Annotated in this window: 24 protein-coding genes; 10 read left to right on the top strand and 14 right to left on the bottom strand. The window is 62.3% G+C overall.

Annotation, left to right across the window (positions count from 1 at the left end):
* Positions 1–11: 11 nt before the first annotated feature.
* The gene (locus JZ00_RS23330) at positions 12–506 is read right to left on the bottom strand and encodes a hypothetical protein (RefSeq protein ID WP_039593477.1); all 495 of its coding nucleotides are present in this window, start codon (positions 504–506) and stop codon (positions 12–14) included.
* Positions 507–894: 388 nt separating this feature from the next.
* On the opposite strand from JZ00_RS23330, the gene JZ00_RS23325 reads away from it, so the two are divergent.
* Positions 895–2,970: an AsmA family protein gene (locus JZ00_RS23325; RefSeq protein ID WP_039593478.1), complete on the top strand. Its 2,076-nt coding sequence runs from the start codon at positions 895–897 to the stop codon at positions 2,968–2,970.
* Positions 2,971–3,010: 40 nt separating this feature from the next.
* Here the strand turns inward: JZ00_RS23325 and JZ00_RS23320 are convergent, their stop codons facing one another.
* Together JZ00_RS23320 and JZ00_RS23315 are read right to left on the bottom strand one after the other, a co-directional pair.
* Complete coding sequence (locus JZ00_RS23320; RefSeq protein ID WP_039593479.1) at positions 3,011–3,541, bottom strand: ferritin-like domain-containing protein; 531 nt, start codon at positions 3,539–3,541, stop codon at positions 3,011–3,013.
* A 56-nt stretch (positions 3,542–3,597) separates the two neighbouring features.
* Positions 3,598–4,539, bottom strand: coding sequence for a LysR substrate-binding domain-containing protein (locus JZ00_RS23315; RefSeq protein WP_039593480.1), 942 nt, complete (start codon positions 4,537–4,539; stop codon positions 3,598–3,600).
* A gap of 130 nt (positions 4,540–4,669) precedes the next feature.
* On the opposite strand from JZ00_RS23315, the gene JZ00_RS23310 reads away from it, so the two are divergent.
* The 5 genes from JZ00_RS23310 to JZ00_RS23290 all read left to right on the top strand — a co-directional run bounded on the left by JZ00_RS23310 (position 4,670) and on the right by JZ00_RS23290 (position 8,252).
* Positions 4,670–5,308: an FMN-dependent NADH-azoreductase gene (locus tag JZ00_RS23310; protein WP_039593481.1), complete on the top strand. Its 639-nt coding sequence runs from the start codon at positions 4,670–4,672 to the stop codon at positions 5,306–5,308.
* Positions 5,309–5,410: 102 nt separating this feature from the next.
* Positions 5,411–6,301: an esterase/lipase family protein gene (locus tag JZ00_RS23305; RefSeq protein ID WP_039593482.1), complete on the top strand. Its 891-nt coding sequence runs from the start codon at positions 5,411–5,413 to the stop codon at positions 6,299–6,301.
* Between the two features lie 133 nt (positions 6,302–6,434).
* Positions 6,435–6,707: a PsiF family protein gene (locus JZ00_RS23300; protein ID WP_039593483.1), complete on the top strand. Its 273-nt coding sequence runs from the start codon at positions 6,435–6,437 to the stop codon at positions 6,705–6,707.
* Between the two features lie 111 nt (positions 6,708–6,818).
* Positions 6,819–7,832 carry an AI-2E family transporter gene (locus JZ00_RS23295; protein WP_039593484.1) on the top strand — a complete coding sequence of 338 codons (1,014 nt, stop codon included), beginning with the start codon at positions 6,819–6,821 and terminating at the stop codon, positions 7,830–7,832.
* Positions 7,833–7,940: 108 nt separating this feature from the next.
* Entirely contained in the window at positions 7,941–8,252 is a 312-nt protein-coding gene (locus tag JZ00_RS23290; protein WP_039593485.1) for a thioredoxin family protein, read from the top strand.
* 99 nt (positions 8,253–8,351) lie between these two features.
* Here JZ00_RS23290 and JZ00_RS23285 read toward each other — a convergent pair whose 3' ends face one another.
* Entirely contained in the window at positions 8,352–9,626 is a 1,275-nt protein-coding gene (locus JZ00_RS23285) for an Hsp70 family protein (RefSeq protein WP_039593486.1), read from the bottom strand.
* 459 nt (positions 9,627–10,085) lie between these two features.
* Here JZ00_RS23285 and JZ00_RS23280 point away from each other — a divergent pair, with 459 nt between their 5' ends.
* The 4 genes from JZ00_RS23280 (at position 10,086) to JZ00_RS31605 (ending at position 16,553) form a co-directional block, all read left to right on the top strand.
* Entirely contained in the window at positions 10,086–11,024 is a 939-nt protein-coding gene (locus JZ00_RS23280; RefSeq protein ID WP_039593487.1) for a DnaJ C-terminal domain-containing protein, read from the top strand.
* Positions 11,025–11,108: 84 nt separating this feature from the next.
* Entirely contained in the window at positions 11,109–11,408 is a 300-nt protein-coding gene (locus JZ00_RS23275) for a chaperone modulator CbpM (RefSeq protein WP_039593488.1), read from the top strand.
* A 112-nt stretch (positions 11,409–11,520) separates the two neighbouring features.
* Positions 11,521–14,517, top strand: coding sequence for a dermonecrotic toxin domain-containing protein (locus JZ00_RS31610; RefSeq protein ID WP_235433111.1), 2,997 nt, complete (start codon positions 11,521–11,523; stop codon positions 14,515–14,517).
* A complete protein-coding gene (locus JZ00_RS31605; protein ID WP_235433110.1) occupies positions 14,481–16,553 on the top strand; it encodes an NEL-type E3 ubiquitin ligase domain-containing protein in 2,073 nt (690 codons plus the stop codon). The genes JZ00_RS31610 and JZ00_RS31605 overlap by 37 nt, the downstream gene beginning before the upstream one ends.
* Positions 16,554–16,636: 83 nt before the next feature.
* Here the strand turns inward: JZ00_RS31605 and ureC are convergent, their stop codons facing one another.
* From ureC to urtB, 10 genes are all read right to left on the bottom strand, one after another.
* Entirely contained in the window at positions 16,637–18,337 is a 1,701-nt protein-coding gene (gene ureC, locus JZ00_RS23265) for an urease subunit alpha (protein WP_039593489.1), read from the bottom strand.
* A gap of 53 nt (positions 18,338–18,390) precedes the next feature.
* Positions 18,391–18,699 carry an urease subunit beta gene (locus tag JZ00_RS23260; protein ID WP_039593490.1) on the bottom strand — a complete coding sequence of 103 codons (309 nt, stop codon included), beginning with the start codon at positions 18,697–18,699 and terminating at the stop codon, positions 18,391–18,393.
* Entirely contained in the window at positions 18,696–19,229 is a 534-nt protein-coding gene (locus tag JZ00_RS23255) for a GNAT family N-acetyltransferase (protein WP_039593491.1), read from the bottom strand. Before JZ00_RS23255 ends, JZ00_RS23260 begins: the two co-directional genes overlap by 4 nt.
* 5 nt (positions 19,230–19,234) lie before the next feature.
* Entirely contained in the window at positions 19,235–19,768 is a 534-nt protein-coding gene (locus JZ00_RS23250) for a GNAT family N-acetyltransferase (protein WP_039593492.1), read from the bottom strand.
* Between the two features lie 9 nt (positions 19,769–19,777).
* A complete protein-coding gene (locus JZ00_RS23245; RefSeq protein WP_039593493.1) occupies positions 19,778–20,080 on the bottom strand; it encodes an urease subunit gamma in 303 nt (100 codons plus the stop codon).
* Between the two features lie 62 nt (positions 20,081–20,142).
* Positions 20,143–20,985, bottom strand: coding sequence for an urease accessory protein UreD (locus tag JZ00_RS23240; protein WP_039593494.1), 843 nt, complete (start codon positions 20,983–20,985; stop codon positions 20,143–20,145).
* 30 nt (positions 20,986–21,015) lie between these two features.
* A complete protein-coding gene (gene urtE, locus JZ00_RS23235) occupies positions 21,016–21,714 on the bottom strand; it encodes an urea ABC transporter ATP-binding subunit UrtE (protein ID WP_039593495.1) in 699 nt (232 codons plus the stop codon).
* Positions 21,715–21,784: 70 nt separating this feature from the next.
* Complete coding sequence (urtD, locus tag JZ00_RS23230) at positions 21,785–22,645, bottom strand: urea ABC transporter ATP-binding protein UrtD (RefSeq protein ID WP_039593496.1); 861 nt, start codon at positions 22,643–22,645, stop codon at positions 21,785–21,787.
* A complete protein-coding gene (gene urtC / locus JZ00_RS23225; RefSeq protein WP_039593497.1) occupies positions 22,645–23,721 on the bottom strand; it encodes an urea ABC transporter permease subunit UrtC in 1,077 nt (358 codons plus the stop codon). Before urtC ends, urtD begins: the two co-directional genes overlap by 1 nt.
* Entirely contained in the window at positions 23,721–25,223 is a 1,503-nt protein-coding gene (gene urtB / locus JZ00_RS23220; RefSeq protein ID WP_039593565.1) for an urea ABC transporter permease subunit UrtB, read from the bottom strand. Before urtB ends, urtC begins: the two co-directional genes overlap by 1 nt.
* Positions 25,224–25,234: the final 11 nt, after the last annotated feature.

Here is a 25,234-nt window from a genome sequence, read left to right as displayed (position 1 = left end):
CCACCATGGGCTCAGCTCACTGTGCTGTTGCGTTCGATTACACGATCACCACCGCCTTCGGCCAGGGTTTGACCTTGTGGAGTGCGATCGGAGCCGTCAGCAGCCAGGGTTTGACCCGGAGTGCGATCGGAGCCGTCAGCAGCCAGGGTCTGGCCCGGAGTGCGGTCGGAGCCGTCAGCAGCCAGGGTTTGACCCGGAGTGCGGTCGGAGCCGTCAGCAGCCAGGGTCTGGCCCGGAGTGCGGTCGGAGCCGTCAGCAGCCAGGGTCTGGCCCGGAGTGCGGTCGGAGCCGTCAGCAGCAAAGGTCTGGCCCTGTGGGGTGCGGTCGGAACCGTCTTCGACCAGACCTTTTTGCTCCAGGCGGTCACGACCACCTTCGGCTACGGTTTGGCTGTAGACAGGCTGACTGTCCTTGACCTGCGGTGTGGCTTGTTCGGAAGCTGGCAGGGCAAAAGCGGTCGAGGCCAGCAGTGAAAGGGAAAGGCTCATCAGTAGTTGGCGTTTCATGATCGTTGCTCCTTGGGAGGGCTAAAAAGTGGGTACGAGGGCAATGCTACTCTCGATAAGTCGATATAAAAGTTCATAAACACAATGGTAATAATCAACGGAATTGATTGTTCGGCGGAAAGGCTCTAGAACGCGGCTTTCAGCGGAGCGTTTTCGCCCCGGAGTGGGTAGTTTGTACTCACTCGCGCCCCGCAAATGTGCGGCGGCGGTAACAGGTAGCTGTCGAGTCGGTCAGGTTCCCGTGTGTTTTTTAGTGCCGTTCGTCACCCTTGGTGGTAAACCTGTCGGCCGTTTTGCCTGTCCAACGATCATCGACAACGAGCCGGCTACAGGTTCGATTGCCCAGGCGTCGTAGTCCGGACGCCCATTTGCCTCAGGAGCCTTGTGCATGACGCGCACCTCAAAAATCTTCGCCTGGGGCTTTGCCTGCCTCATTGTCCTGCTGGCCGTGCTGGTGCTGGTCATTGCGTTTTTCGATTGGAACCGCATCAAGCCGGCGCTCAACGCCAAGGTTTCCGAGGAGTTGCATCGCTCGTTCGCAATCAATGGCAACCTGGCGGTGATTTGGCGCCGCGAGCTCGACGAAGGTGGCTGGCGGGCATGGTTGCCATGGCCGCACGTGGTGGCCGAGGACCTGACCCTGGGAAACCCGGAATGGTCGAAGACCCCACAGATGGTCACGCTCAAGCGCGTTGAGTTGCGCGTTTCACCCTTGGCATTGCTGGCCCGGCGGGTGGCCATCCCGCGTATCGACCTGACAGGGCCCGACGCCAGCCTGCAGCGCCTGGCCGATGGTCGCGCCAACTGGATCTTCCAGTTCGATCCGAAGGACCCGGACGCCGAACCGTCCAGCTGGGTCGTGGACATCGGCGCCATTGGTTTTGACAAGGGGCACGTCACGCTGGATGACCAGACGCTCAAGACCCGGCTCGACGTGTTGGTCGACCCGTTGGGCAAGCCGATTCCCTTCAGCGATATCGTCGGCGAAAAAACCGCGAAAAGAACCCGCGAGCAGGGTTCGTCACCCCAGGACTATGCCTTTGCCTTCAAGGTCGACGGGCAATATCACGGGCAGAGTCTCAGCGGATCCGGCAAGGTCGGTGGCCTGCTGGCGTTGCAGGATGCGGCGCAACCTTTCCCGCTACAGGCCCAGGCGAAGATCGCCGATACCCGCGTCGAACTGGCCGGTACCCTGACCGACCCGAAAAACCTCGGCGCCCTGGATCTGCGTTTGAAACTGGCCGGCAACAGCCTGGCCAATCTTTATCCGCTGACGGGTGTGACCCTGCCGGATTCGCCCCCTTATTCCACGGATGGTCGATTGATCGCCAAGCTCCGTGAGCCGGACGGCGCCCAGTTTCGCTATGAGGCGTTCAACGGCAAGATCGGCGACAGCGACATTCACGGCAACCTGGCCTATGTCGCCAGCCAGCCCCGGCCCAAACTCAGCGGCGCGCTGGTCTCCGATCAGTTGTTGTTCAGCGATTTGGCGCCGCTGATCGGCGCAGACTCCAACTCAGAACAAAAAGCCCGTGGGGGCGCCAGCAAACAGCCGTCCGACAAGGTACTGCCGGTGGAAGAATTCCGCACCGAACGCTGGAGCGTGATGGATGCCGACGTGGAGTTCACCGGCAAGCGTATCGTCCACAGCGAGCAGTTGCCGTTTACCGACCTCTACACGCATTTGGTGCTCAACGATGGCCAACTGAGCCTGGAACCCCTGCGCTTTGGCGTGGCCGGCGGCCGGCTCGATGCGCAGATCCGCCTCAACGGCCACACCCAGCCTCTCGAAGGCCAAGCTAAATTGACCGCGCGAGGCTTCAAGCTCAAGCAGCTGTTCCCGGGGTTCGAACCGATGAAGACCAGTTTCGGTGAACTCAACGGCGACGCGGATATTTCCGGGCGCGGCAACTCGGTGGCGGCGTTGCTGGGCACGTCCAACGGCACCCTGAAGATGCTCATCAACGACGGCGCCATCAGCCGCGAGCTGATGGAGCTGGCGGGGCTAAACGTGGGCAACTACGTGGTGGGGAAAATCTTTGGCGACAAGGAAGTGAAGATCAACTGCGCAGCGGCTGATTTCGATATCAAGACCGGCCTGGCAACCACGCGCCTGTTCGTATTCGATACCGAGAACGCGATTATCTATATCGACGGCACGGCGAACATGGCCACCGAACAACTGGACCTGACCGTCACGCCCGAGTCCAAGGGCTGGCGGTTGATTTCCCTGCGCTCGCCGCTATACGTGCGAGGTTCCTTTGGAAAGCCTGCCGCAGGGGTCAAGGCCGTACCGCTGATGCTGCGCGGTGCCGGCATGGTTGCCCTGGGTGTCATCGCCGCGCCGGCGGCTGGGCTGTTGGCCCTGGTGGCACCCAGCGGCGGCGAGCCGAACCAGTGCGCGCCGTTGCTGGAGCAGATGAAGGCGGGCAAGGCGCCGGTGACCGTCAAGCCCACCCGATAGCCAGACTTGCGGTCGGTCGGCGATGACGCCCTGGGGCGAATCAGAGATCGGCCAGGATATCGGCCATGTCATCGGCGTGCTCTTCTTCCTGGGCCAGGATGTCCTCGAAGATGCGCCGCGTGGTCGGGTCTTTTTCGCCGATGTACTGCACGATTTCCCGGTAGCTGTCGATGGCTATGCGTTCGGCTACCAGATCTTCGAACACCATTTCCTTGAGCGTATTGCCCGCCACGTACTGGGCATGGGAATGCCGGGTCAACAGGTCGGGGTTGAATTCCGGTTCGCCGCCCAGCTGTACGATGCGTTCGGCGAGCCGGTCGGCATGCTCGGATTCCTGGTTGGCGTGTTCGAGGAACTCGCTCGCCGCGACGCTTGCCTTCAGGCCGGTGGCCATGAAGTAGTGCCGCTTGTAGCGCAGCGTACAGACCAGCTCGGTGGCCAGTGCTTCGTTGAGCAGGCGGATGATTTCCTGGCGGTCGGCGCTGTAGCCTTCGGTGACCGCGCCGTTCTGGACGTTCTGGCGCGCACGTTCGCGCAAGGTCGTGACGTCGGATAAGTGCATGTCGCTCATCTCGTTCTCCTGGAGGCTGATCCGGTTTGGCGTCACGCTCTGCTGGCGCGATCGCTCTAGTTCTGAGCGACGCTGTCCTGGAAAAGTTTTACCGGATTTTTCAGCGCGTGCCCGGACAGGCGTGCTTCTTCCTCCACCCATTGGAAAAATGCCCGCACGGGCGGGTGCCGCTCACGTCCCGGCACGCACAGCGCGCTGTAGCCTGCGCCATTGACCTGGACGTGCGGGCGATAACCCACGAGCAGGCCGCTGGCGACGCTTTGCGAAGCGAGGATATTGCTCGCCAATACCAGGCCTTGGCCGGCAATAGCGGCTTGCAAGGCGTAGTGCTCTTCGTCGTATTCACGCATGCAAGGCTGCTGGCTCATCCAGTTTTCCGCTGCCTGGGTGCACCAGGCATCCCAGCCATGGGCGTACAGCTTGGAATTGTGCCAACGCACACTGATCAGCGTCGGCGGCTGCCGGGTGGCCAGCGCGACTTGTTCCGGTGAGCCATACACGCCGAAGCTCTCTTCAAACAGGCACAGGCCGTAAAGGTTCGAGTAACCGTCCAGGCTGTAGCGCACCACCATGTCGACGCTGGCGTCCTGATGCAGGTCGATGACCTCGCAATGAGTGTCCAGCCGCACCTTGATGTTTGGATGGCGCGCATAAAACCGTCCCAGGCGCGGCACCAGCCACAGGGCGGCAAACGCCGCGGTGGTGGAAATCGTCAAATGAGTGGTGCTGCGCAGCGGACGGAGGCTGTCGACGCTTTGCGCAACTTCCAGCAATGCCCCGTGCAGGCTGTGGAACAGGCGTTGCCCGGCGTCGGTGAGACGCACCCGACGCGGCAGGCGTTCGAACAACTGCGCCCCCAGCCAGGTTTCCAGTGAGCGGATCTGGTGGGAAATCGCCGTTGGCGTGACCGAAAGCTCTTCAGCCGCCGCCTTGAAGCTGAGCAAGCGGGCAGCGGACTCGAAGGCGCGCAAGGCGTTCAGGGGCAGGCTGGCAAACATTGCAAATCTCCGCACGGATGAAATGAGTTCATCTCGATGAACTAACGCTCATTTGAGAGTAAGCGCTACCGGAACTCAAGCTAAAGGCCACAAAGCAGTTCCGATTGTAGTCGCAACGAAGGAGTTAGAGATGAACAGTATTCTTGTCGTACAAGGCAGCCCCCGTGGCGAGCGTTCCCACTCCCGACGTCTGACGGAGACGTTCATCCAGGCCTGGCAGGGCGCCAACCCCCAGTCCCGGTCGACTCGCCGCGAGGTGGGGCGCACCGTCCTCCCGGCAGTCAATGAAGCCTTTATCGCTGCGGCTTTTTATCCCGAGCCCCAGGCGCGACCGTTGACCATGCAGGCCGACCTGGCGTTGAGCGATGCGCTGGTGGCCGAACTGCAAGCCCATGACCGCCTGGTGATCTCCGCACCCATGCACAATTTCGGGGTGCCCAGCGGTGTGAAGGCCTGGGTCGACCAGATCGTACGCATCGGCGTGACGTTCAACCACAGTCTCGACAACGGAGTTTCGCAGTACGAGCCGCTGGTGTCGGGCAAGAAGGCGCTAATCGTGACCAGTCGCGGCGATTTCGGCTTTGGCCCCGGCGGCCAGTTGGAGGCAATGAATCATGCCGACACGTGGCTGCGGGCGGTCCTGGGTTTTATCGGCATCAACGACGTGACGGTGATAGCCGCCGAAGGCGAGGAATCGGCCGAGCACAGCTTCGCGCGTTCCTATGCCGAGGCCGAGCAGCGCTTGCTGGCACTGGCGCGGACGTTCTGATGGACTGGGCCCTGCTGTGACCGGGCTGAAGTGACGTGGGTGTCATAGACTGGTCATCATCGGTACTGATGCTGACCACCTCTTGATCGCAAGGATGTCGCCATGTCGCAACGCTGTGCCACTCGTTACCCGCTGGTGCTGGTCCCGGGCATGCTCGGTTTCATTCGCCTGGTGTTGTATCCGTACTGGTATGGCATCGTGGAGGCTCTGCGCCGGGGCGGGGCCGTGGCGATCCCGGTGAAGGTCTCGCCCTTGCACTCATCCGAGGTTCGCGGCGAGCAGTTGCTGGCGCGGATCGAGGAAATCCTGAAGCAAACCGGTGCACACAAAGTCAACTTGATCGGCCACAGCCAGGGCGCCCTCAGTGCCCGCTACGCCGCGGCCAAGCGCCCGGACCTGGTGGCGTCGGTCACTTCGGTGGCCGGCACCAACCACGGCTCCGAACTGGCCGACTACCTGCAAACCCATTATCCGGCCGACAGCGCCAAGGGCCGGGTGCTCAGTGCCTTGCTGCGGCTGATCAACGCCATCATGAGCCGCTTGGACACCGGCTATCGCGGACCTCGGCTGCCGGCTGACCTGCAGGCCTCCCATGCCTCGCTGACGACCGCGGGCGTGGCGCTGTTCAACGAGCGTTACCCACAGGGCTTGCCGCAAGCCTGGGGTGGGCACGGCCCGGAAGAGGTCAATGGCGTGCGTTATTACTCCTGGTCGGGAACGTTGCAGCCGGGCAAGACCGATAAAGGGCGCAACCTGTTCGACGGCACCAACCGCACTTGCCGTTTGTTTGCCCGCACCTTTGTCAGGGAAGCGGGACAATGCGACGGCATGGTCGGGCGCTACAGTTCGCACCTGGGGACCGTGATCCGGGATGATTATCCGCTGGACCACTTCGACATCGTCAATCAGTCGTTAGGGCTGGTGGGCAAGGGAGCAGAGCCGATCCGGCTGTTTGTCGAGCATGCCGAGCGGTTGAAGGCGGCCGGGGTGTAGCCAGCTTGCTCCGGGCGGCGATCCGACGATGGCGGCCGCTCAGGCACTAAAGGTCAAAAGATGAAGGTGTAACAGGCCTTGTCTACACTGCACCCCATCGCCGTACCCTCGTGCGGCAACCAGGAGAAACACCATGAAGATGCTTCGTGTGCCTTTGTTGATGCTCGGTCTGTTGCTGTGCGCCCAGGGCTACGCCGAGACGGCGCAGCAGAACAAGATGACCACCTGCAACGCCGACGCCAGCGCCAAGGCCCTCAAGGGTGACGAGCGCAAGGCCTTCATGAGCAACTGCCTCAAGGCTACCCCACAGGAGCGCATGAAATCCTGCAACGCCACCGCCACCGAGCAGGCGCTGAAGGGTGACGCTCGCAAGGCGTTCATGAGTGAGTGCCTGAAGAAGAAATGAGCGCCGCAATCTTCTGAACCCTGGCACAAATCGGCCGATACAATCCCTAGTGCTGCCAGCGGATCGCTGGCAGACTGCCGATCCTTTCACGCCGTTTTGTCCTGGGGCTGTATGCCAACGTTTTCTCAGCGTCATGTGTTGTTGGTGATCAGTTGGGTGATCATTTTTGGTGGGTTGTTGCTGGTGCTGCCGCTGCGCCTGTTGCCGAGCCTGTTGGCCGGATTGCTGGTGTTCGAGCTGGTCAACATGCTCACCCCGCAGTTGCAACGCCTGATCGAAGGCCGCCGCGCCCGCTGGCTGGCGGTGGCGTTGCTGGGCACACTGGTCGTGAGCGTGCTGTCGCTGATCTTCGCCGGGGCTTTCAGTTTCCTGCTGCACGAAGCGGAAAATCCAGGCGCTTCCCTGGACAAATTCATGGCGGTGGTCGATCGCGCCCGTGGTCAGTTGCCGCCCTTTATCGATGCTTATCTGCCCGCCAGCGCGGCGGAGTTCCGGGTGGCGATCGGTGATTGGGTGAGCAAGCACTTGAGCGACTTGCAGCTCGTGGGCAAGGACGCGGCCCACATGTTCGTGACGCTGCTGATTGGCATGGTGTTGGGCGCCATCATCGCCTTGCAGCGCATCCCCGACCTGACCAAGCGCAAGCCCTTGGCTGCCGCGCTGTTCGATCGCCTGAACCTGCTGGTCAAGGCGTTTCGCAATATCGTTTTTGCGCAGATCAAGATCTCCCTGCTCAACACCTTCTTCACCGGGATTTTCCTGGCGGTGGTGCTGCCGCTGTTCGGCATCCAGCTGCCGTTGACCAAGACGCTGATCGTGATGACGTTCCTGCTGGGGCTGTTGCCGGTGATCGGCAACCTGATGTCCAACACGCTGATCACCGTCGTTGCCCTGTCGCTGTCGATCTGGGTGGCGGTGGCGGCGCTGGGTTACCTGATCGTGATCCACAAGCTCGAATACTTCCTCAACGCCCGTATCGTCGGCGGGCAGATCAGCGCCAAGTCCTGGGAACTGCTGATGGCGATGCTGGTGTTCGAAGCCGCGTTCGGCCTGCCGGGGGTGGTGGCGGGGCCGATTTATTATGCGTATCTCAAGAGTGAGTTGAAGCAGGTGGGGATGGTATAGCACCGTCGTCTTACCTGTTATTTTTGACAGTAGACGGTGATTTCGGGAGTCGTTAGCTTCGAGTAAGGGTTTGCATCCCTCGCAAACCCAGCTACCAGGAGCATATCCATGAGTGTAATCACTATCGATGACGAGACATTTACTGTCGAAGTGCATCAATCGAAGATTCCGGTGGTCTTGGCGTTCATAAGCGACAACAAGGCTAGCGGCAGGATGAAGGATGTCCTTGATGAGTTGGCCCAGGACCTTGGCGGTAAAGTCAAAGTGGCGCAGAAGAAATTTGAAGCAACGGGAATGCTTGAAAAAAACTACGACGTCCAGTCTGCCCCGACGACCCTACTCATCCAGACGGAAACGGTCGTCGGGCAATATTCCTCTGACTGGTTCAAGAACAAGATCGAGAGCTCACTCAATCTTTGACTTTCAATCTTCGCGAATTGAAACCAATGAAATAATTGGCCAGTTGCGCTCCCTGGTCTGCGGGCCCCACCCGAACAGGCTCGGCCAGATCAGGGGCGTTCAGTCCTGGACTCCGTACCGCTTCATCGCCTCGATCGCCAACCCACTGCCGATACTGCCAAAGATATTGCCTTCCACATGCCGCGCCTGGGGCAGCATGGCCGAGACGCTGTTGCGCAGTGCCGGGATGCCGCTGGAGCCACCGGTGAAGAACACCGTGTCGACCTGATCGACCCGCACGTTGGCATCGTTGAGCAACTGCGTGACGCTGTTGCGCACGCGCTCCAACAGGCCGTCGATCGCTGACTCGAACAGGGCGCGGCTCAAGTCCACGCTCAGGCCTGGCTCGATCCGGTCCAGGGGCACGTGGCGCTGGTCGGCGTGGGTCAGCTGGATCTTGGTTTCTTCCACTTCCATCGCCAACCAGTGCCCGGCGCGCTGTTCGATCAGCTTGAACAGCCGGTCGATGCCCGCCGTGTCTTCGATGTCGTAGCGCATGCTGCCCAGGGCCAGGGTGGATTTCTGCGAGTACACCGAGTTGATGGTGTGCCAGGTCGCCAGGTTCATGTGGTGGCTGGTGGGCATGTAGGCGCCGCTTTTCATCCGGCTGCCGTAGCCGAACAGCGGCATCAGGCCTTGCAGGCTGAGTTGCTTGTCGAAGTCGGTCCCGCCGATGTGCACGCCGCCGGTCGCCAGGATGTCGGCGTGACGGTTGTCATGCATGCGCCGCTCGGGCGACAGGCGCACCAGGGAAAAGTCCGAGGTACCGCCGCCGATGTCGACGATCAGCACCAGCTCTTCTTTTGCAATGGTCGATTCATAATCGAACGCCGCGGCGATGGGCTCGTACTGGAACGAAACTTCCTTGAAGCCGATGGCGCGGGCCACGTCCACCAAGGTGTTCTCGGCTTCCTGGTCGGCCAGTTCATCGTCGTCGACGAAGAACACCGGGCGTCCCAACACTACTTCTTCGAATTCCCGACCGGCGGTGGCTTCGGCGCGTTTCTTCAACTGGCCGATGAACAACCCCAGCAAGTCCTTGAACGGCATGGCCGTGCCCAAAACGCTGGTGTCGTGCTTGATCAGCTTGGAGCCCAGCAGGCTCTTGAGCGAGCGCATCAACCGGCCTTCGTAGCCCTCCAGGTATTCATGCAGGGCCAGGCGGCCATACACCGGACGGCGTTCCTCGAGATTGAAAAAGACCACCGAGGGCAGGGTGATCTTGTCGTCCTCCAGCGCGATCAACGTTTCCATGCCGGGGCGCAGCCAGCCGACGGTGGAGTTGGACGTGCCAAAGTCGATGCCGCAGGCACGGGCCGGGGATGCGTTTTTCATGTCTTTCGGGTTCCAGTTGAAAAAACGGCCGCGCAGTGTATGTCAGTGCGGCGCGGATTCGAAGGCCGGTTATCTGCTAATTCGCAAACACAGGCCTTGAAAGACACCCCGACACCCCCAAACTTTCTGGCATGAGCCCAGTGGCCTGTATGGTCAGTTCTGTTAGCTCAACTTCGGATGCCAGAAGCCCCTAGCCTGCGTTGCTGTTCCTCGCCATAGCGGGCCATGACTCGTCACAGCGTCTTGGCTAGGGACTTCTGGCATCCGAATTTGAACTGACGAACCGACCACACAGGCCACTGGCAGCCACAGGGCGGGCACAAGAACCGCCACCGGCTGCCGATAAACTTCTGAAGCGCCGCCCGGTCACAAACCTTGAGATTGGTCAAACTCCGGGGTTTGTACCACGAGCATGCTGTGCATGGCGGTGCGATATCGATAACGGATGGTGATGCTTCGATGGACTTCAAAGACTATTACAAGATCCTGGGTGTCGAGCCGACGGCCGACGACGCCACGATCAAGGCCGCCTATCGCAAACTGGCGCGCAAGTACCACCCGGATGTGAGCAAGGAAAAGGACGCCGAGACCAAGTTCAAGGACGTCTCCGAAGCCTATGAAGCGCTGAAAAGCGCCGACAAGCGCGCCGAATATGACGACCTGCGCCGGTATGGCCAGCACGGCCAGCCGTTCCAGGGCCCGCCGGGCTGGCAGAGCCGTGGCGGTTTTGGCGGTCAGGATACCGGGGATTTCTCGGACTTCTTCAGTTCGATCTTTGGCAATCGCGGGCCGGGTTTCGGTGGCGGACAATCGGGTCGCAGCGCCGGCCGTCGGGGGCAAGACGTGGAAATGGAATTACCGATCTTCCTGGAAGAGACCCTGTCGAACGAATCGAAAAAGGTCAGCTTCCAGGTGCCGCAGTACAACGCGGCCGGCCAGCATGTGAGCAACACCAGCAAAAGCCTGAACGTGAAGATCCCGCTGGGCGTGACCGATGGCGAGCGCATCCGCCTCAAGGGCCAGGGCGCGCCGGGCGTCGGCGGTGGTGCCAATGGCGACTTGTACCTGACCATTCGCTTCGCGCCGCACCCCAAGTTCGACGTTGAAGGCCAGGACTTGATCATCACCTTGCCGTTGGCGCCGTGGGAATTGGCGCTGGGCACCGAAGTAGCGGTGCCGACCCTCACCGGCAAGATCAACCTCAAGGTCCCGGCCGGCAGCCAGAACGGCCAGCGCATGCGCGCCAAGGGCCACGGCCTGCGCAACAAGGCCGGCGAGCGCGGCTACCTGTTCGTGCAGCTCAAGGCCGTGATGCCCAAGACCAGCGACGAATCGGTCAAGGCGTTGTGGGCAGAGCTGGCGAAGAAAGCCGCGTTCGATCCGCGGGAGAATTTCTGACCTGCTGATACATCTTGTGATGTCTGTGTCCACATGGGCAGGCGGGGCTAGACTCGACAGTTGAAGCATTGGGAGAAGCAGACCATGAACAACCCGATCATTGAACTGAACCTGGTGGAGTTCTGTGAAGCCGCCGCATTGGCCGATGTCCATGTGATCGAAATCGTCGAGCATGGCATCCTCGAGCCCCATGGCACGGCCCCGACGGATTGGCGTTTTACCGATTACGAACTGGCCTTGGCCAAGCGTGCCGCCAAGCTGCGGCGTGACCTGGAGCTGGAATGGGAAGGTGTCGCCCTGGCGCTGGACCTGCTGGAAGAAGTCCAGCAACTGCGAGCCGAGAACCGTCGGCTGCGCCAGCAGTTGGGACGTTGGGTGGGCTGAGCCGCGCAGGCACCGCGTGCGTCATGCCCTGCCCAAGAGAATAAATAGTTACCGCATCTGTAGGCGAGGCGCTGGTTAGGCTCGGGTTTCCAAATATCAAGGATGACCCGATATGCCAGAACCCATTCTTCGCCCGGTAATGCCTGTCGCCCGCGATCTGCACCTGGATTTGCTCAAGGCGCGTGTGCCCGGTTGGTACAGCGCAGCCATCGTGCAGCGCCAGCGGGAGCTGAGCGATCATACGCTTGAGCTGCCGGACTGGTACGCAAAGGCCCCCTACGAAACCAGGGCCAGCCTCAAGAGCAGTCACTCCCGCTACCGCGAAATCTTGAATCAGGTCGACAACGTCCTGGCCGATATCCAGGACATCCGCGCCTTTGCCGAGCCGCTGCTGGAGCAGGCGATCAAGGCTGAATTCAAGCAGACGCTCGACGTCAACCAGGTTTATTTCGTCCGCAAGTACGGACGGCAAGTCCGCGGTGATTTCTTCGGCGCACTCGTGCTGGATAAGGGCGATAGCCAGTTCAACCAGTACGAGTACCACGGCTCTTCATTGCTGGAGGCCGCGCTGGCCAATTTCGAACCCGACGAAGAAAACCGGCCCGGTTGTGCCGATTGCACGCTGATCACCACCCAGCGTCCGTTCTACGGTGGGGAGGTCATGCCGTCCACCAGCGCCTTTCGGGCGGGGGCGTTGCCGATTGCGCCGCAAGCCTTCGCCAGGCTATGCCGCACATTGGACCTGGGGCGTCTCTATCAAGAACACATCAACGCGATCGTGCGACCGGCAAACGAGGCATCACGCAACCAGTTGGATCGCCAACTGCGTGATCATCACCGGCAAGGTTTGGCGCTGAGCATGGAGATCGCCCGGGCCAAGGGGGATATCAGTCAGGCGGCTTATCGAATGTTGCAACAGGTCGTCGGCGATCAGGATGCGATCACTTTGGACGACCGCGCGGTGACCTTCACGTCACTGAAAGTCTTCGATATCGAACTGGTTGGCCCGTTGCTGATCGGACCGGAGCGTGAAAACAGCCGGCGAGTCGAGCGGCTCGTGGCCTACCTTCCCGGTGATCCCGAGCAGCCGCTGAAGGAGTTTGCTTCCAGCGCCGACTTCATGGCGCAAACGCGGCGGCGCCTGCACGGCATCGGCTATCGGCGCTTTTTCAGCCGTTTTGTCCCGCTGCGCAAGCAAGGCGTTTTTTTCGAGCAGTTCAACCGGCTCTACCAACCTTCCGAGCAGGAGAACAGCCTGGTCGACTACCCGCTCAAATCGAATCTGCGACGGCTGCCCATGGACACTTCGCCCATTCCCGCCCCGTTGTGGGAGTCGTTGCGGCTACGCCAGGTCCAGAAGATCCAGCTCGACGCCCGCGCGGTAGCGGTGCCCACTGGTGACGAAGACAAGAAAGCCCGCCTGGCGCGCCAGGAGAGTTATCTGAACGCGGTCATCGATGTGCTCAACCTGGGAGCGTTCGTTGTGCCAGGGCTGGGGCCGCTGATGCTGACGGTAGGGGCGGTGCAGATGTTCAACGAGGCCTTTGAAGGCATCGAAGCGTTCGAGCGCGGGGAGACCCAGGAAATGTGGGCGCATTTTTCCAGCGTCGCCCTCAACACCGCGTTCGTGGCCACGGGCGCCGCAGTGCTGCCGCATATCCAATGGTCCAACGCCGTGGAGCAGTTGGAACCGCTCCGATTGGACAGCGGCGAGTCACGGCTCTGGCGTCCGGACCTGGCCCCCTACCGGAGCGATCTCGTCCCACCTGCCGGCGCAGTGCCGGACGCGCGAGGCCTGCACCGGGTCAACGGGCGCCAGATCCTGGCGCTGGATGGCCAGCACTATGAAGTGCAGTTGGATCCGGCTACGCAGCGGTATCGCATTCGCCATCCCTCCCGGCCGGAAGCCTATCAGCCCAAGCTGACAGACAATGGCAGCGGTGCGTGGCGCCATGAACTGGAGCATCCCCATGGCTGGACGGGTGCGAAGTTGATGAAACGGCTGGGGCATCGGGTCGAGCATTTCAGCCCGGCGGAGCTGGAGCAGATCCGCATCGCCAGCGGCACCGCTGAGGACGTGCTGCGGCGTATGCACTTAGAGGGCGCACCGATGCCGGCGTTGCTGGCCGATACGCTCACGCGTTTCGACATTTGCCGACAAATCGAGACGCTGACCGTGCAACTGCAAAGCGAGGAGGCGCTGGACTACGACAAAGCCGAGCCGATGACCCAACTGCACCTGCTTACGCGCTATGGCCCGTGGCCAAAAGGCTTGCAACTGGAGGTGGTCGATCGCTCGGGCCAGCGTCTATGGCAATACGCACCGGGTCCGCAAGCTGGCGCCGCGGCCCGAGGTGTCAGCCTCGCCGAAGCGAACGTGCGCACGCCTTCGGTGTTGAAAAACCTGATCGAGGCGGTGGATGCCGCCGGCGGCGACCTGCTGGCCGATGCGAGCCCGGCCATCGCGAAAACCGATATGCCGGCTCGGGTCCGTCAGTTGCGCAAGCAGCTCGCCGAGCTCGTGGTGCGCGAAAAAGTCAGTCTGTTCAACGATTACTATGCCAAGCAGGACCTCTCGAGCGACCCGCGCGCGACGCTGATCAAATCCCGTTTCCCTTCGGTCCCCGCCGCGGCAATCGACCAGATGCTGGCCCGTGCCACATCGGCTGAAACACAGCAGATGGCCGAGTGGGATTTCGCCGATGCCGCCCAGACCAAACCCATCCCGCTGCGTATCGCCGAAGAGCTGCGTCATTTTCAGCGCACGGTGCGGATGAACCGCGCCTACGAAGGGCTGTACCAAGAGCCGCTGGCCACTGCCGATACGCCCCGACTGGCCCTGGCGACGCTGGAAGCCTTGTCGGGATGGAGTGACACGGTGCGCATCGAGTTGCGCGCAGATGACCTCACGGGCGACTTGATCGGTGCGATCGGGCCACAGGGTGCGCAGCAGACCAAATACGTGATCAAGGATGGCGGTGCCTACAAGTCCTTGGACGACCAAGGCAACGACCTGAGCCACTGGGGCAGCCTCTACGATGCGTTGCAGCGTGCCCTGCCGAACGCCAGGCCATGGGCCGTCCTTCGATTCATCAGGGCGATCTGTTGAAACAGGCCATCGGTGCTGCGCCGGCAAGCCGAGATTCCCTGGCAAGCCTGTTGAAGCTACCGCCGGTAAAACCGTCGTATATATCGCCGATGCGTCTGGCATCCGGCCAGGTCGGCTACCCGCTAGGCGGTTTGCGCGAACGGTTGGGGTTGAGTCGGTCCCCGCAAAGTCGGGTTCTTGAGCTGTACCCGGACTACACCGAGCAAGAAGTCCAGGCCTTGCTGGAGGCATTTGGCGACGGCGCCGTCGGTGAACTGAAGCGACGCAAGGTCGAGTTGCAGATGCTCGATCGCGACCTGGACCTCTGGGCCAACACACCGGGCTGGCGCGAGGTGGGTCGCCAGCGTCATCAACTGGTGGAACCGCAGGCCAGGCGCGCGGTGGCTGAGCGGATCAAGCGTTGTTGGCGGCGCCAGGTCCCGGTGGTAACGGCAGTGGACGGCAGCAGGGTGGGTTATGAACTGGTCTTGAGCCAACAATATGTCGGGGAGCTTCCCGACCTGACCGCCAATTTCAGCCATGTGGCGTCGCTGAAGCTGAACGACATGGGACTTACGCGAGAGGGCAGCGAAAGTTTCCTGACCGGTTTTTCTTCCCTTCGCTGGTTGGACATGACCCTCAACAGGCTGACCGATGTACCCGCCGCCCTGGGCGCAATGAATGGCCTGACCAGGCTCCAATTGGGGTCGAATCAGATCCGCTTGACCAGTCGCAGCGTCGGGACGCTGCAAGACCTGACCCAGCTCAAGATCCTCAATCTGGAAAACAACCCGCTGGATCGGTTGCCGGATTTCAGCCACTTCCCCGCCTTGCGCGGCCTGTATCTGAAAAGCACCGATATAAGCGTTTGGCCCCGCGGCCTCGGTGAGCTGCCCCTGGAGCGCGTTGACTTACGCGACAATCGGTTGACCGAGGTCCCGGACGACCTGATTGATCCACCGCCAGCGCGCGCGCTCATCACGGCGCGCCTCAATGGCGTGACCCTGTTGCAGGGAAATCCGTTGAGCGAACTGACTCAGCAGCGCTTGGGTGAGTACTGGGCGAACATCTCCCTGACGCATCCGCAATGGATGGCTCTGCGCTCGCCCGGAGCGTTTGGTCATGCCCTGCCTGGCAGGCCTTCGAACGTGCAGCAGTGGTTGCGTAATTTGCCAAGCACCGAACTGGAGGCAAGAAAGGACTTGTGGCGAAGCCTGGCGCGCGAGCCACAGTCCAAGGAGCTGTTCAGGTTATTGAATCGATTGGCGGGTTCTTATCAGGGCGAAGAAAACTACCCGGACCTCCAGGCGCGCGTCTGGCAGATGCTTGAGGCGGCCAGGGACTCTACGCAGTTGCGTCGTGAACTGTTCGAGCTGGCCGGCGCCCCGGCGTGCGAGGACCGCGCGGCGTTGTCGTTCAGCTACCTGGAAATCAGGTTGATGATCCACAACGCCCGGGCCCTGGCTGGGGGAACGGATGAGGCGGCGGTGTTGGTCCGCCTGGCGAAAGGGCTGTTTCGTCTCGATGAGGTGGAACGCATTGCGCTGCAGGATATTCAGCAGCGTCGTGATGCGATCAATGCGCGTCGTGATCTTACGGCAGCGCAGAAGGCCCAACACCTACAGCAGATCGAAGAGGTCGAGGTTCGCCTGGCCTATCGTGTCGGGCTGAAGGCGCGACTGGAACTGCCCAAACAGCCCGCAGGCGGACGCTTCCTGATGCTGGCCGGTGTCACGCAAGAGGCGCTTGATGCGGCTGCCGAGCAGGTCCTGGCCCTGGACGATTCGCCTGAGCAGTTCCAATCGCTGGTGGGACGGGATTTCTGGATTGATTACCTGAAGGAACACCATCCGACGTCCTTCCAGGCATTGACGGATACGCTGATTGCCAACCAGATTGAACTGGATGAGGCAAAGGCCGCAGGGACCCTGGAGGCAGCCGATTATGCCTCTCAGTCCGAGGCGCTGGCCTTGCAGTTCAAAGTCAAGGAGGCGGAGCTGATTCAGTCGTTGACTCAATCGGAGCTGGATGCGTTGAAGGAAAGTACTGATCTATAGGGTTAAGCCGGTCCGGCTGTTTCTTGACCCAATGAAAACCTGTGGCGAGGGAGCTTGCTCCCTCGCCACAGGCAACTGTTGGTTCAGAACAGGAAGTAACGCTGCGCCATCGGCAAGACATCTGCCGGTTCACACCACAACAACACGCCATCGGCCTTGACCTGATAGGTCTGCGGGTCGACGTCGATGCTCGGCAGGTAGTCGTTATGGACCAGGTCGGTCTTCTGCACATCGCGGCAGCCTTTGACCACGGCGATTTTCTTCTTTAACCCAAGCTGTTCCGGCAGCCCGGCCTCGGCAGCGGCCTGGCTGATGAAGGTCAGGCTGGTGGCATGCCGCGAGCCGCCATAGCTTGCAAACATCGGTCGGTAGTGCACCGGTTGCGGCGTCGGGATCGAGGCGTTGGCGTCGCCCATCAGGCTGGCGGCGATCGCCCCGCCCTTGAGGATCAGCGTCGGCTTGACCCCAAAAAACGCCGGGCGCCACAGCACCAGGTCGGCCCACTTGCCCACTTCGATGGAACCCACTTCATGGCTGATGCCGTGGGTGATCGCCGGGTTGATGGTGTACTTGGCGATGTAGCGCTTGATGCGGAAGTTGTCGTTGCCTTCGCCGTCGCCGGGGAGGGCGCCACGTTGCTTCTTCATTTTGTCGGCGGTCTGCCAGGTGCGCGTGATGACTTCGCCGACACGGCCCATGGCCTGGCTGTCGGAGCTGATCATCGAGAAGGCGCCCAGGTCATGAAGGATGTCTTCGGCGGCGATGGTCTCGCGGCGGATGCGGCTTTCGGCGAACGCCACGTCCTCGGCAATGCTCGGGTCCAGATGATGGCAGACCATCAACATGTCCAAGTGCTCGTCGATGGTGTTGCGGGTGAACGGCCGGGTCGGGTTGGTGGAACTGGGCAGCACGTTGGGGAAACCGCAAGCCTTGATGATGTCCGGCGCATGCCCGCCACCGGCACCTTCGGTGTGGTAGGTGTGGATGGTGCGGCCCTTGAACGCGGCCAGCGTGGTCTCGACGAAACCGGACTCGTTGAGGGTGTCGGTGTGAATCGCGACCTGCACGTCGTATTGGTCGGCCACGCTCAGGCAGTTGTCGATGGCCGCCGGGGTGGTGCCCCAGTCTTCATGCAATTTCAGGCCGATGGCCCCGGCCTTGACCTGTTCGACCAACGGCTCCGGCAGGCTGGCGTTGCCCTTGCCGGTGAAACCCATGTTCATCGGGAAGGCATCGGCGGCCTGGAGCATGCGCGCCAGGTGCCACGGCCCGGACGTGCAAGTGGTGGCGTTGGTCCCGGTGGCCGGGCCCGTGCCGCCGCCGATCATGGTGGTTACGCCGCTCATCAGCGCCTCTTCGATCTGCTGCGGGCAGATGAAGTGGATGTGGGTGTCGATGCCGCCAGCCGTGAGGATCATGCCTTCGCCGGCAATCACTTCGGTGCTGGCGCCGATGGCGATGGTTACGTCGGGCTGGATGTCCGGGTTGCCGGCCTTGCCGATGGCTTTGACGCGTCCGTCCTTGAGGCCGACATCAGCCTTGACGATGCCCCAGTGGTCGATGATCAGCGCGTTGGTGATCAGCGTGTCGACGACCTCGGCGGCCAGCAGTTGGCTCTGGCCCATGCCGTCGCGAATCACCTTGCCGCCGCCGAATTTCACTTCTTCGCCGTAGGTGGTGAAGTCTTTTTCCACTTCGATCCACAACTCGGTGTCGGCCAGGCGGACCTTGTCGCCGACGGTGGGGCCGAACATGTCGGCGTAGGCTTGTCTCGAAATCTTCATGTGCTCGCCTTGAGGTTCTTAAGTCGTATGCGGTCCATTGTGGCGAGGGAGCTTCAGTCCAGGTCGCCCATCACCCGCCCGGCAAACCCGAACACCCGGCGATGCCCGGCCAGTTCGACAAGCTCGACTTCGCGGCTCTGGCCCGGTTCGAAGCGCACCGCGGTGCCGGCCGGGATGTTCAGGCGCATGCCACGGCTGGCGACGCGGTCGAAGGCCAGGGCGTCGTTGGTTTCGAAGAAGTGATAGTGCGAGCCGACCTGGATCGGCCGGTCGCCGCTGTTGGCGACGCTCAGCGTGAGGGTACGGCGGCCGACGTTGAGTTCGATGTCGCCGGGTTGAACCTGGTATTGCCCTGGAATCATTGCGGTTGCCCCAAAATCTTGTAGTAGATGGCGGTCGGGGTGTAGGTCCCGTCCGGGCTCTGGCAGTAGTCGGGCAGTTCACCGACGCGGGTATAACCCATGGCGCGGTAGAACGCCTCGGCCTCGGAACCGGCCTCGGTATCGAGGTAGAGCAGGCCACGCTTGTGTTGGCGGGCACCGAGCTCCAGGGCGCTCATCAATTGCTGGCCCAGGCCCCGACGACGAGCCTCGCCGCGCACCAACAGCTTTTGCACCTCGGCACGGTTGCGGCCGTTGGGCTTCTGGCACAAGGCAAGCTGGACGCTGGCCTGCACCTGCTCATCCTTGACCACCACCCACAGCAGCAGGTGCCCCTGGTTGAGGCTGGTCTGGACCTCGTCGAAATAGGCCCGGGCCTGGACAGCGTCGAGATCGGCCATGAACCCCACGCTGGCGCCATACCCGACGGCGTCGAGCAACAGATCGATCAGGCCCTGGCGATAATGCGCAAAGCTTTCAGCGTGGACTCGACGCAACTGGGCGGCGTTCATCGGTATCACTCCTTGACGACGGCGGGCGGTGGCGCCCCGGGATTGAGGACCAACTGCATGAAAGTCAGATCCAGCCAGCGGCCGAACTTGGTGCCCACCTGCGGCATCTGCCCGGTGGTGACGAAACCGGCCCGCTCATGCAGGCGAATCGACGCCGCGTTGCCGCTCTCGATGGCGGCAACCATGACGTGCTTGCCGCAGGCCCTGGCGCGCTCGATCAGGTCGGCCATCAGCAACGGGCCGAGGCCATGGCCGCGCTGGTCGCGGCTGACGTACACCGAATGCTCGACGGTGTGGCGGAAGCCGTCGAACGGTCGCCAGTCGCCGAAGGAAGCGTAGCCGAGTACGTTGTCCTCGGCGTCGATGATCACCCGCACCGGGTAGCCCTGGGAACGTCGGGCGCTGAACCAGGCCTGGCGATTGCCCAGGTCCACGGCTTGTTCGTTCCAGATCGCCGTGGTGTTGAGCACGGCGTCGTTGTAGATGTCGCGGATTGCCGGCAGGTCCGAGGGCTGGGCGTCACGAATCTGAAAAGTCATGACGCGGCCTCAGGCGATGGGTTGGTGGACGGTGACCAGTTTGGTGCCGTCGGGAAACGTCGCTTCGACCTGGATCTCCGGGATCATCTCCGGAATGCCTTCCATCACTTGTTCGCGGCTCAGCAACGTGGTGCCGAAATGCATCAGCTCGGCCACGGTCTGGCCGTCACGGGCGCCTTCGAGCAGCGCGGCGGAGATATAGGCCATGGCCTCCGGGTAGTTGAGTTTCAAGCCCCGGGCCAACCGCCGTTCGGCGACGAGGCCGGCGGTGAAGATCAGCAGCTTGTCTTTTTCGCGTGGGGTCAGGTCCATGTGCAATCCATAAGGCAGATAAAAATAGTCGTTTTAGACGCATTCGCTGGGGGAAAGCGGATTCAGGTGCTCCAGATTCTTGGTGGTTCAGCTTCTCGCCCCAGCAGAGCCGGGCGCAGCAGCCGCCATAACTCAATCAGCCACCCCCGCGCCAACAACGCTTCGCTCGCCAGGCAACGGGCCACGAGCAAACCGGGCAACTGGGTCAGGTCGCCACGCACGGCATGGCCCAGGGATCGGCAGCGCTCCAGCAGCTCGCTGTCGATCTCGCCGGTCACCAGTAAGGTGGCAAACACCGGGTCACCGCCCAGCCCGATGGGCGAGTCAAGCAGTCCGTCATCGCCAACGATGCGCTGACGCTCATGCCACAGCAACTGGCCGTCGCGGCGAATGTCCAGCCGCGATTGAAAGTGCCCCAGGTCGAATCGCTCGCCGCTGGCTGGCCGTCCGAGGGCAACCATGTCCCAATAGAACAACCGGGCATTGCCTTGCAGGTCGATGGTCGTGCTGAGTTCGGCCTGGGCCGCGCTGAACACGATGGTTTCCTGAGGCAGCCATTCCAGGGTCGCGCCGGGGGCTACGCTCAGGGTCAGTTGCTGGTACGCCGGGCCGGCGGCTCGGTACCACTTGGCCGCGCCAGGGCTGGTCAATTGCGCCCAGGCGCCCGGGCCGACGTGGGCCGAGATGTCCAGCCGATCCCCGCCGGCAATCCCGCCGGGCGGGTGGACGATGATGTGCTGGCACACCTCGGGGCCTTCGGCGTACAGGTGCTTCTGCACCCGCAGCGGGCCTTTGTGCCGGCGTTGTACCGGGCGCGTGCAATCGCCGAAGCGGGCGTAGCCCAGTTCCAGCTCGGCATGCCAGCTGGGGGTGAACAGGGCGGATGGCGAAACAGGTAGATTCATGATTTTCTGATGATCGTCGGGACGCTAAGACTAGATCGTAACCAGGCCGCGCACACCCTCGGCTTCCATGTTTTCTCCGCGGCCCTGCTGCACGATCTCACCCCGGGACATCACCAGGTACTGATCGGCGAGCTCGGCGGCGAAGTCGTAGAACTGCTCCACCAGCAAAATCGCCATGTCGCCGCGGGCGGCGAGTTTCTTGATCACCGCACCGATTTCCTTGATCACCGAAGGCTGGATGCCCTCGGTGGGCTCATCCAGGATCAGCAGGCGCGGCCGGCTGGCCAGGGCCCGGCCAATAGCGAGCTGCTGTTGCTGGCCGCCGGACAGGTCGCCGCCCCGGCGTTGTTTCATCTGCAGCAGCACCGGGAACAATTCGTAGATAAAGGCCGGCACTTCCTTGGCTTCGGAGCCGGGGAAGCGCGACAAGCCCATCAGCAGGTTTTCTTCCACCGTCAGCCGGCCAAAAATCTCCCGGCCCTGGGGCACATAGGCAATGCCGGCGTGCACCCGTTGGTGCGGCTTGAACGTGGTGATGGCCTTGCCTTCCCAATTCACCACGCCTTCCTTGGCCGGCAACAGGCCCATCAGGCACTTGAGCAGGGTGGTCTTGCCCACGCCATTGCGCCCCAGCAGGCACGTCACCTCGCCGACCTTGGCGTCGAACGACAGGCCGCGCAGGATGTGGCTACCGCCGTAGTACTGGTGCAGCTTGTCGACTTGCAACATGTCCTGAATCCCCCTCAAGGCCCCTGTGGGAGCGAGCAAGCCAGCTCCCACAGGGAATGCGTTTGCAGATCTAGCGACCGAGGTACACCTCGATGACCCGCTCATTGTCCTGCACCTGTTCCAGCGACCCTTCGGCCAGCACGCTGCCTTGGTGCAGCACGGTGACGTGGTCGGCAATCGCCCCGACGAAGCCCATATCGTGTTCCACCACCATCAGCGAGTGCTTGCCCGCCAGGGTCTTGAACAGCTCCGCAGTGAAGTCGGTCTCGGCGTCGGTCATGCCGGCCACCGGCTCGTCGAGCAGCAGCAATTGCGGGTCCTGGACCAGCAGCATGCCGATCTCCAGGAACTGCTTCTGGCCGTGGGACAGCAACCCTGCGGCGCGGTTGACCGAGGTGGTGAGACGGATGGTCTCGAGCACTTCGTCGATGCGCTCGTGCTGTTCGCCGGTCAGTTTCGCCCGCAGGCTGGCCCACACCGATTTGTCGGTCTTGAGCGCCAGCTCCAGGTTCTCGAACACGCTCAGGGCTTCGAACACTGTCGGCTTCTGGAACTTGCGTCCGATGCCGGCCTGGGCGATCTGCACTTCGCTCATGGTCGTCAGGTCCAGGGTCTCGCCGAACCAGGCCTTGCCGTGGCTGGGGCGGGTCTTGCCGGTGATGACATCCATCAGCGTGGTCTTGCCCGCGCCGTTGGGGCCGATGATGCAGCGCAATTCGCCGACGCCGATGTACAGGTTCAAATTGTTCAAGGCCTTGAAGCCATCGAAGCTGACGCTGATGTCTTCCAGGGTCAGGATCGTGCCGTGACGGGTGTTCAGGCCAACGCCGGCGGCCTGGCCGAGGCCGATGGCGTCGCGGCTGCTGCCTTCATCCTTATTGGATTCAATGATCGGTTCGAGCATGAAATCCGCCGTGGGTGTGATGCGCATCATTCGCTCCTTTTCTTCAACAGCCCGATCACGCCCTTGGGCAGATACAGGGTCACGACGATGAACAACGCGCCGAGGAAGAACAACCAATATTCAGGAAACGCCACGGTGAACCAGCTCTTCATGCCGTTCACCACGCCCGCGCCGAGCAATGGCCCGATCAGCGTTCCCCGCCCGCCGAGGGCCACCCACACGGCAGCCTCGATGGAGTTGGTCGGCGACATTTCGCTGGGGTTGATGATGCCTACCAGGGGCACGTACAACGCCCCGGCGAGGCCGCACAACACCGCGCTCAACACCCAGACGAACAGCTTGAAACCACGGGGATCGTAACCGCAGAACATCAGGCGGTTTTCCGCGTCGCGCAGGGCGGTCAGCACCCGGCCGAATTTGCTGCGGGCCAGGCGCCAGCCAATGAACAGGCTCGCCACCAGCAGCAACACCGTGGCGAAAAACAACACCGCCCGGGTCCCTGGTTCGGTGATGCCAAAGCCCAGGATCGAACGAAAATTGGTGAAGCCGTTGTTGCCGCCGAACCCGGTCTCGTTGCGGAAAAACAACAGCATCCCGGCGAAGGTCAGGGCTTGGGTCATGATCGAGAAATACACGCCCTTGATCCGCGAGCGGAAGGCGAAGAAACCGAACACCAGCGCCAGCAAACCCGGCGCCAGCACCACCAGGCACATCGCCCAGAGGAAACTGTCGGTGCCGGTCCAGTACCAGGGCAGCTCGGTCCACGACAAGAACGTCATGAACGCCGGCAAGCCATCGCCGGCGGCCTGGCGCATCAGGTACATGCCCATGGCGTAGCCGCCCAGGGCGAAGAACAGGCCGTGGCCCAGGGACAACAAGCCGGCGTAGCCCCAGACCAAGTCCAGCGCCAGGGCGACGATGGCATAGCACAGAATCTTGCCCACCAGGGTCAGGGTGTACGCGGAGACGTGCAGCGGGTTGTCCACCGCCAGCAGTGACAGCAGCGGCAGGCTCAACAGCACGGCGAGAATCAGTGCGCCGACGGCGAGGGTGACTTTGGGGCCGGCCTTTTGCGTGGCCGTGAGCATCAGGGGCTGGTTCATCAGTCGATTACCCGTCCTTTGAGCGCGAAGAGGCCTTGCGGACGCTTCTGGATGAACAGAATGATCAGCGCGAGGATCAGGATCTTGCCGAGCACGGCGCCGATCTGCGGTTCGAGGATCTTGTTGGCGATGCCCAGGCCGAACGCGGCGAACACACTGCCGGCCAACTGGCCGACGCCGCCGAGCACCACCACCAGGAACGAGTCGATGATGTAGCTCTGGCCCAGGTCCGGGCCGACGTTGCCGATCTGGCTCAGGGCCACGCCACCGAGCCCGGCGATGCCCGAGCCGAGGCCGAAGGCGAGCATGTCCACGCGCCCGGTGGGCACGCCGCAGCAAGCGGCCATGTTGCGATTCTGCGTTACCGCGCGCACGTTCAGGCCCAGGCGCGTCCTGTTCAGCAGCAGCCAAGTCAACACCACCACGAACAGGGCGAAGGCGATGATCACGATGCGGTTGTACGGCAGCACCAGGTTCGGCAACACTTGGATCCCGCCCGACAGCCAGGCCGGGTTGGCGACTTCGACGTTCTGCGCGCCGAACACCAGGCGCACCAGTTGGATCAGCATCAGGCTGATGCCCCAGGTGGCGAGCAGGGTTTCCAGCGGCCGCCCGTAGAGGTGACGGATCACCGTGCGCTCCAGGGCCATGCCGATGGCGGCGGTGATGAAAAACGCTACTGGCAAGGCGATCAGCGGATAGAACTCGATGGCATTCGGGGCGAAGCGCTGGAACAGCATCTGCACTACGTAAGTGGAATAAGCGCCGAGCATGAGCATCTCGCCGTGGGCCATGTTGATCACCCCCAACAGGCCGAAGGTGATCGCCAGGCCGAGGGCGGCGAGCAGCAGGATCGAGCCCAGGGACATGCCGCTGAACGCCTGGCCCAGCAACTCGCCGACCAGGAGTTTGCGCTTGACCTGGCCGAGGCTGGTTTCGGCGGCGGTGCGCACGGCGGCATCGGTTTCGACGCCGGGTTCAAGCAGGCCTTCCAGGCGAGTGCGGGCCAGCGGGTCGCCGGTTTCCCCCAGCAGGCGGACGGCGGCGAGGCGCACGCTCGGGTTGGTGTCCACCAGTTGCAGGTTCGCCAGGGCCAAGCTCAGGGCGGCGTGTACGTCTTCGTCCTGTTCACCGGCCAGTTGTCGATCGAGGAAAGCCAGTTGCGCCGGGCGAGCACTTTTTTGCAATTGCTGCGCGGCGGCCAGGCGTACGCGGGCGTCGACAGCGAGTAATTGGTGACTGGCGAGCGCGGTTTCGATCAGACCGCGCAAGCGGTTGTTCAAACGCAGGGTCTTGGGTTGGCCGTCGACGGTCAACTGGCCTTGTTGCAAGGCGTTGATCAGTTCGACGCGCCCAGGCTCCGGCTGCGCGGCCCAGGCTTCCAAAAGCTTGGCCTGCTGGGTCGGGTTGGCGGCGACGAAGTCTTCGGCGTCGCCGGCGTGTGAGGCCAACGGCAGCAATAGTACGATGGCTAGGATCAAGCGGTGGAGGGCAGTGGGCATATTGTTGGCCT

The sequence above is a fragment of the Pseudomonas frederiksbergensis genome (assembly GCF_000802155.2).
GTDB lineage: Bacteria > Pseudomonadota > Gammaproteobacteria > Pseudomonadales > Pseudomonadaceae > Aquipseudomonas > Aquipseudomonas frederiksbergensis_A.
This window is presented reverse-complemented; position numbering and strand designations above follow the sequence as displayed.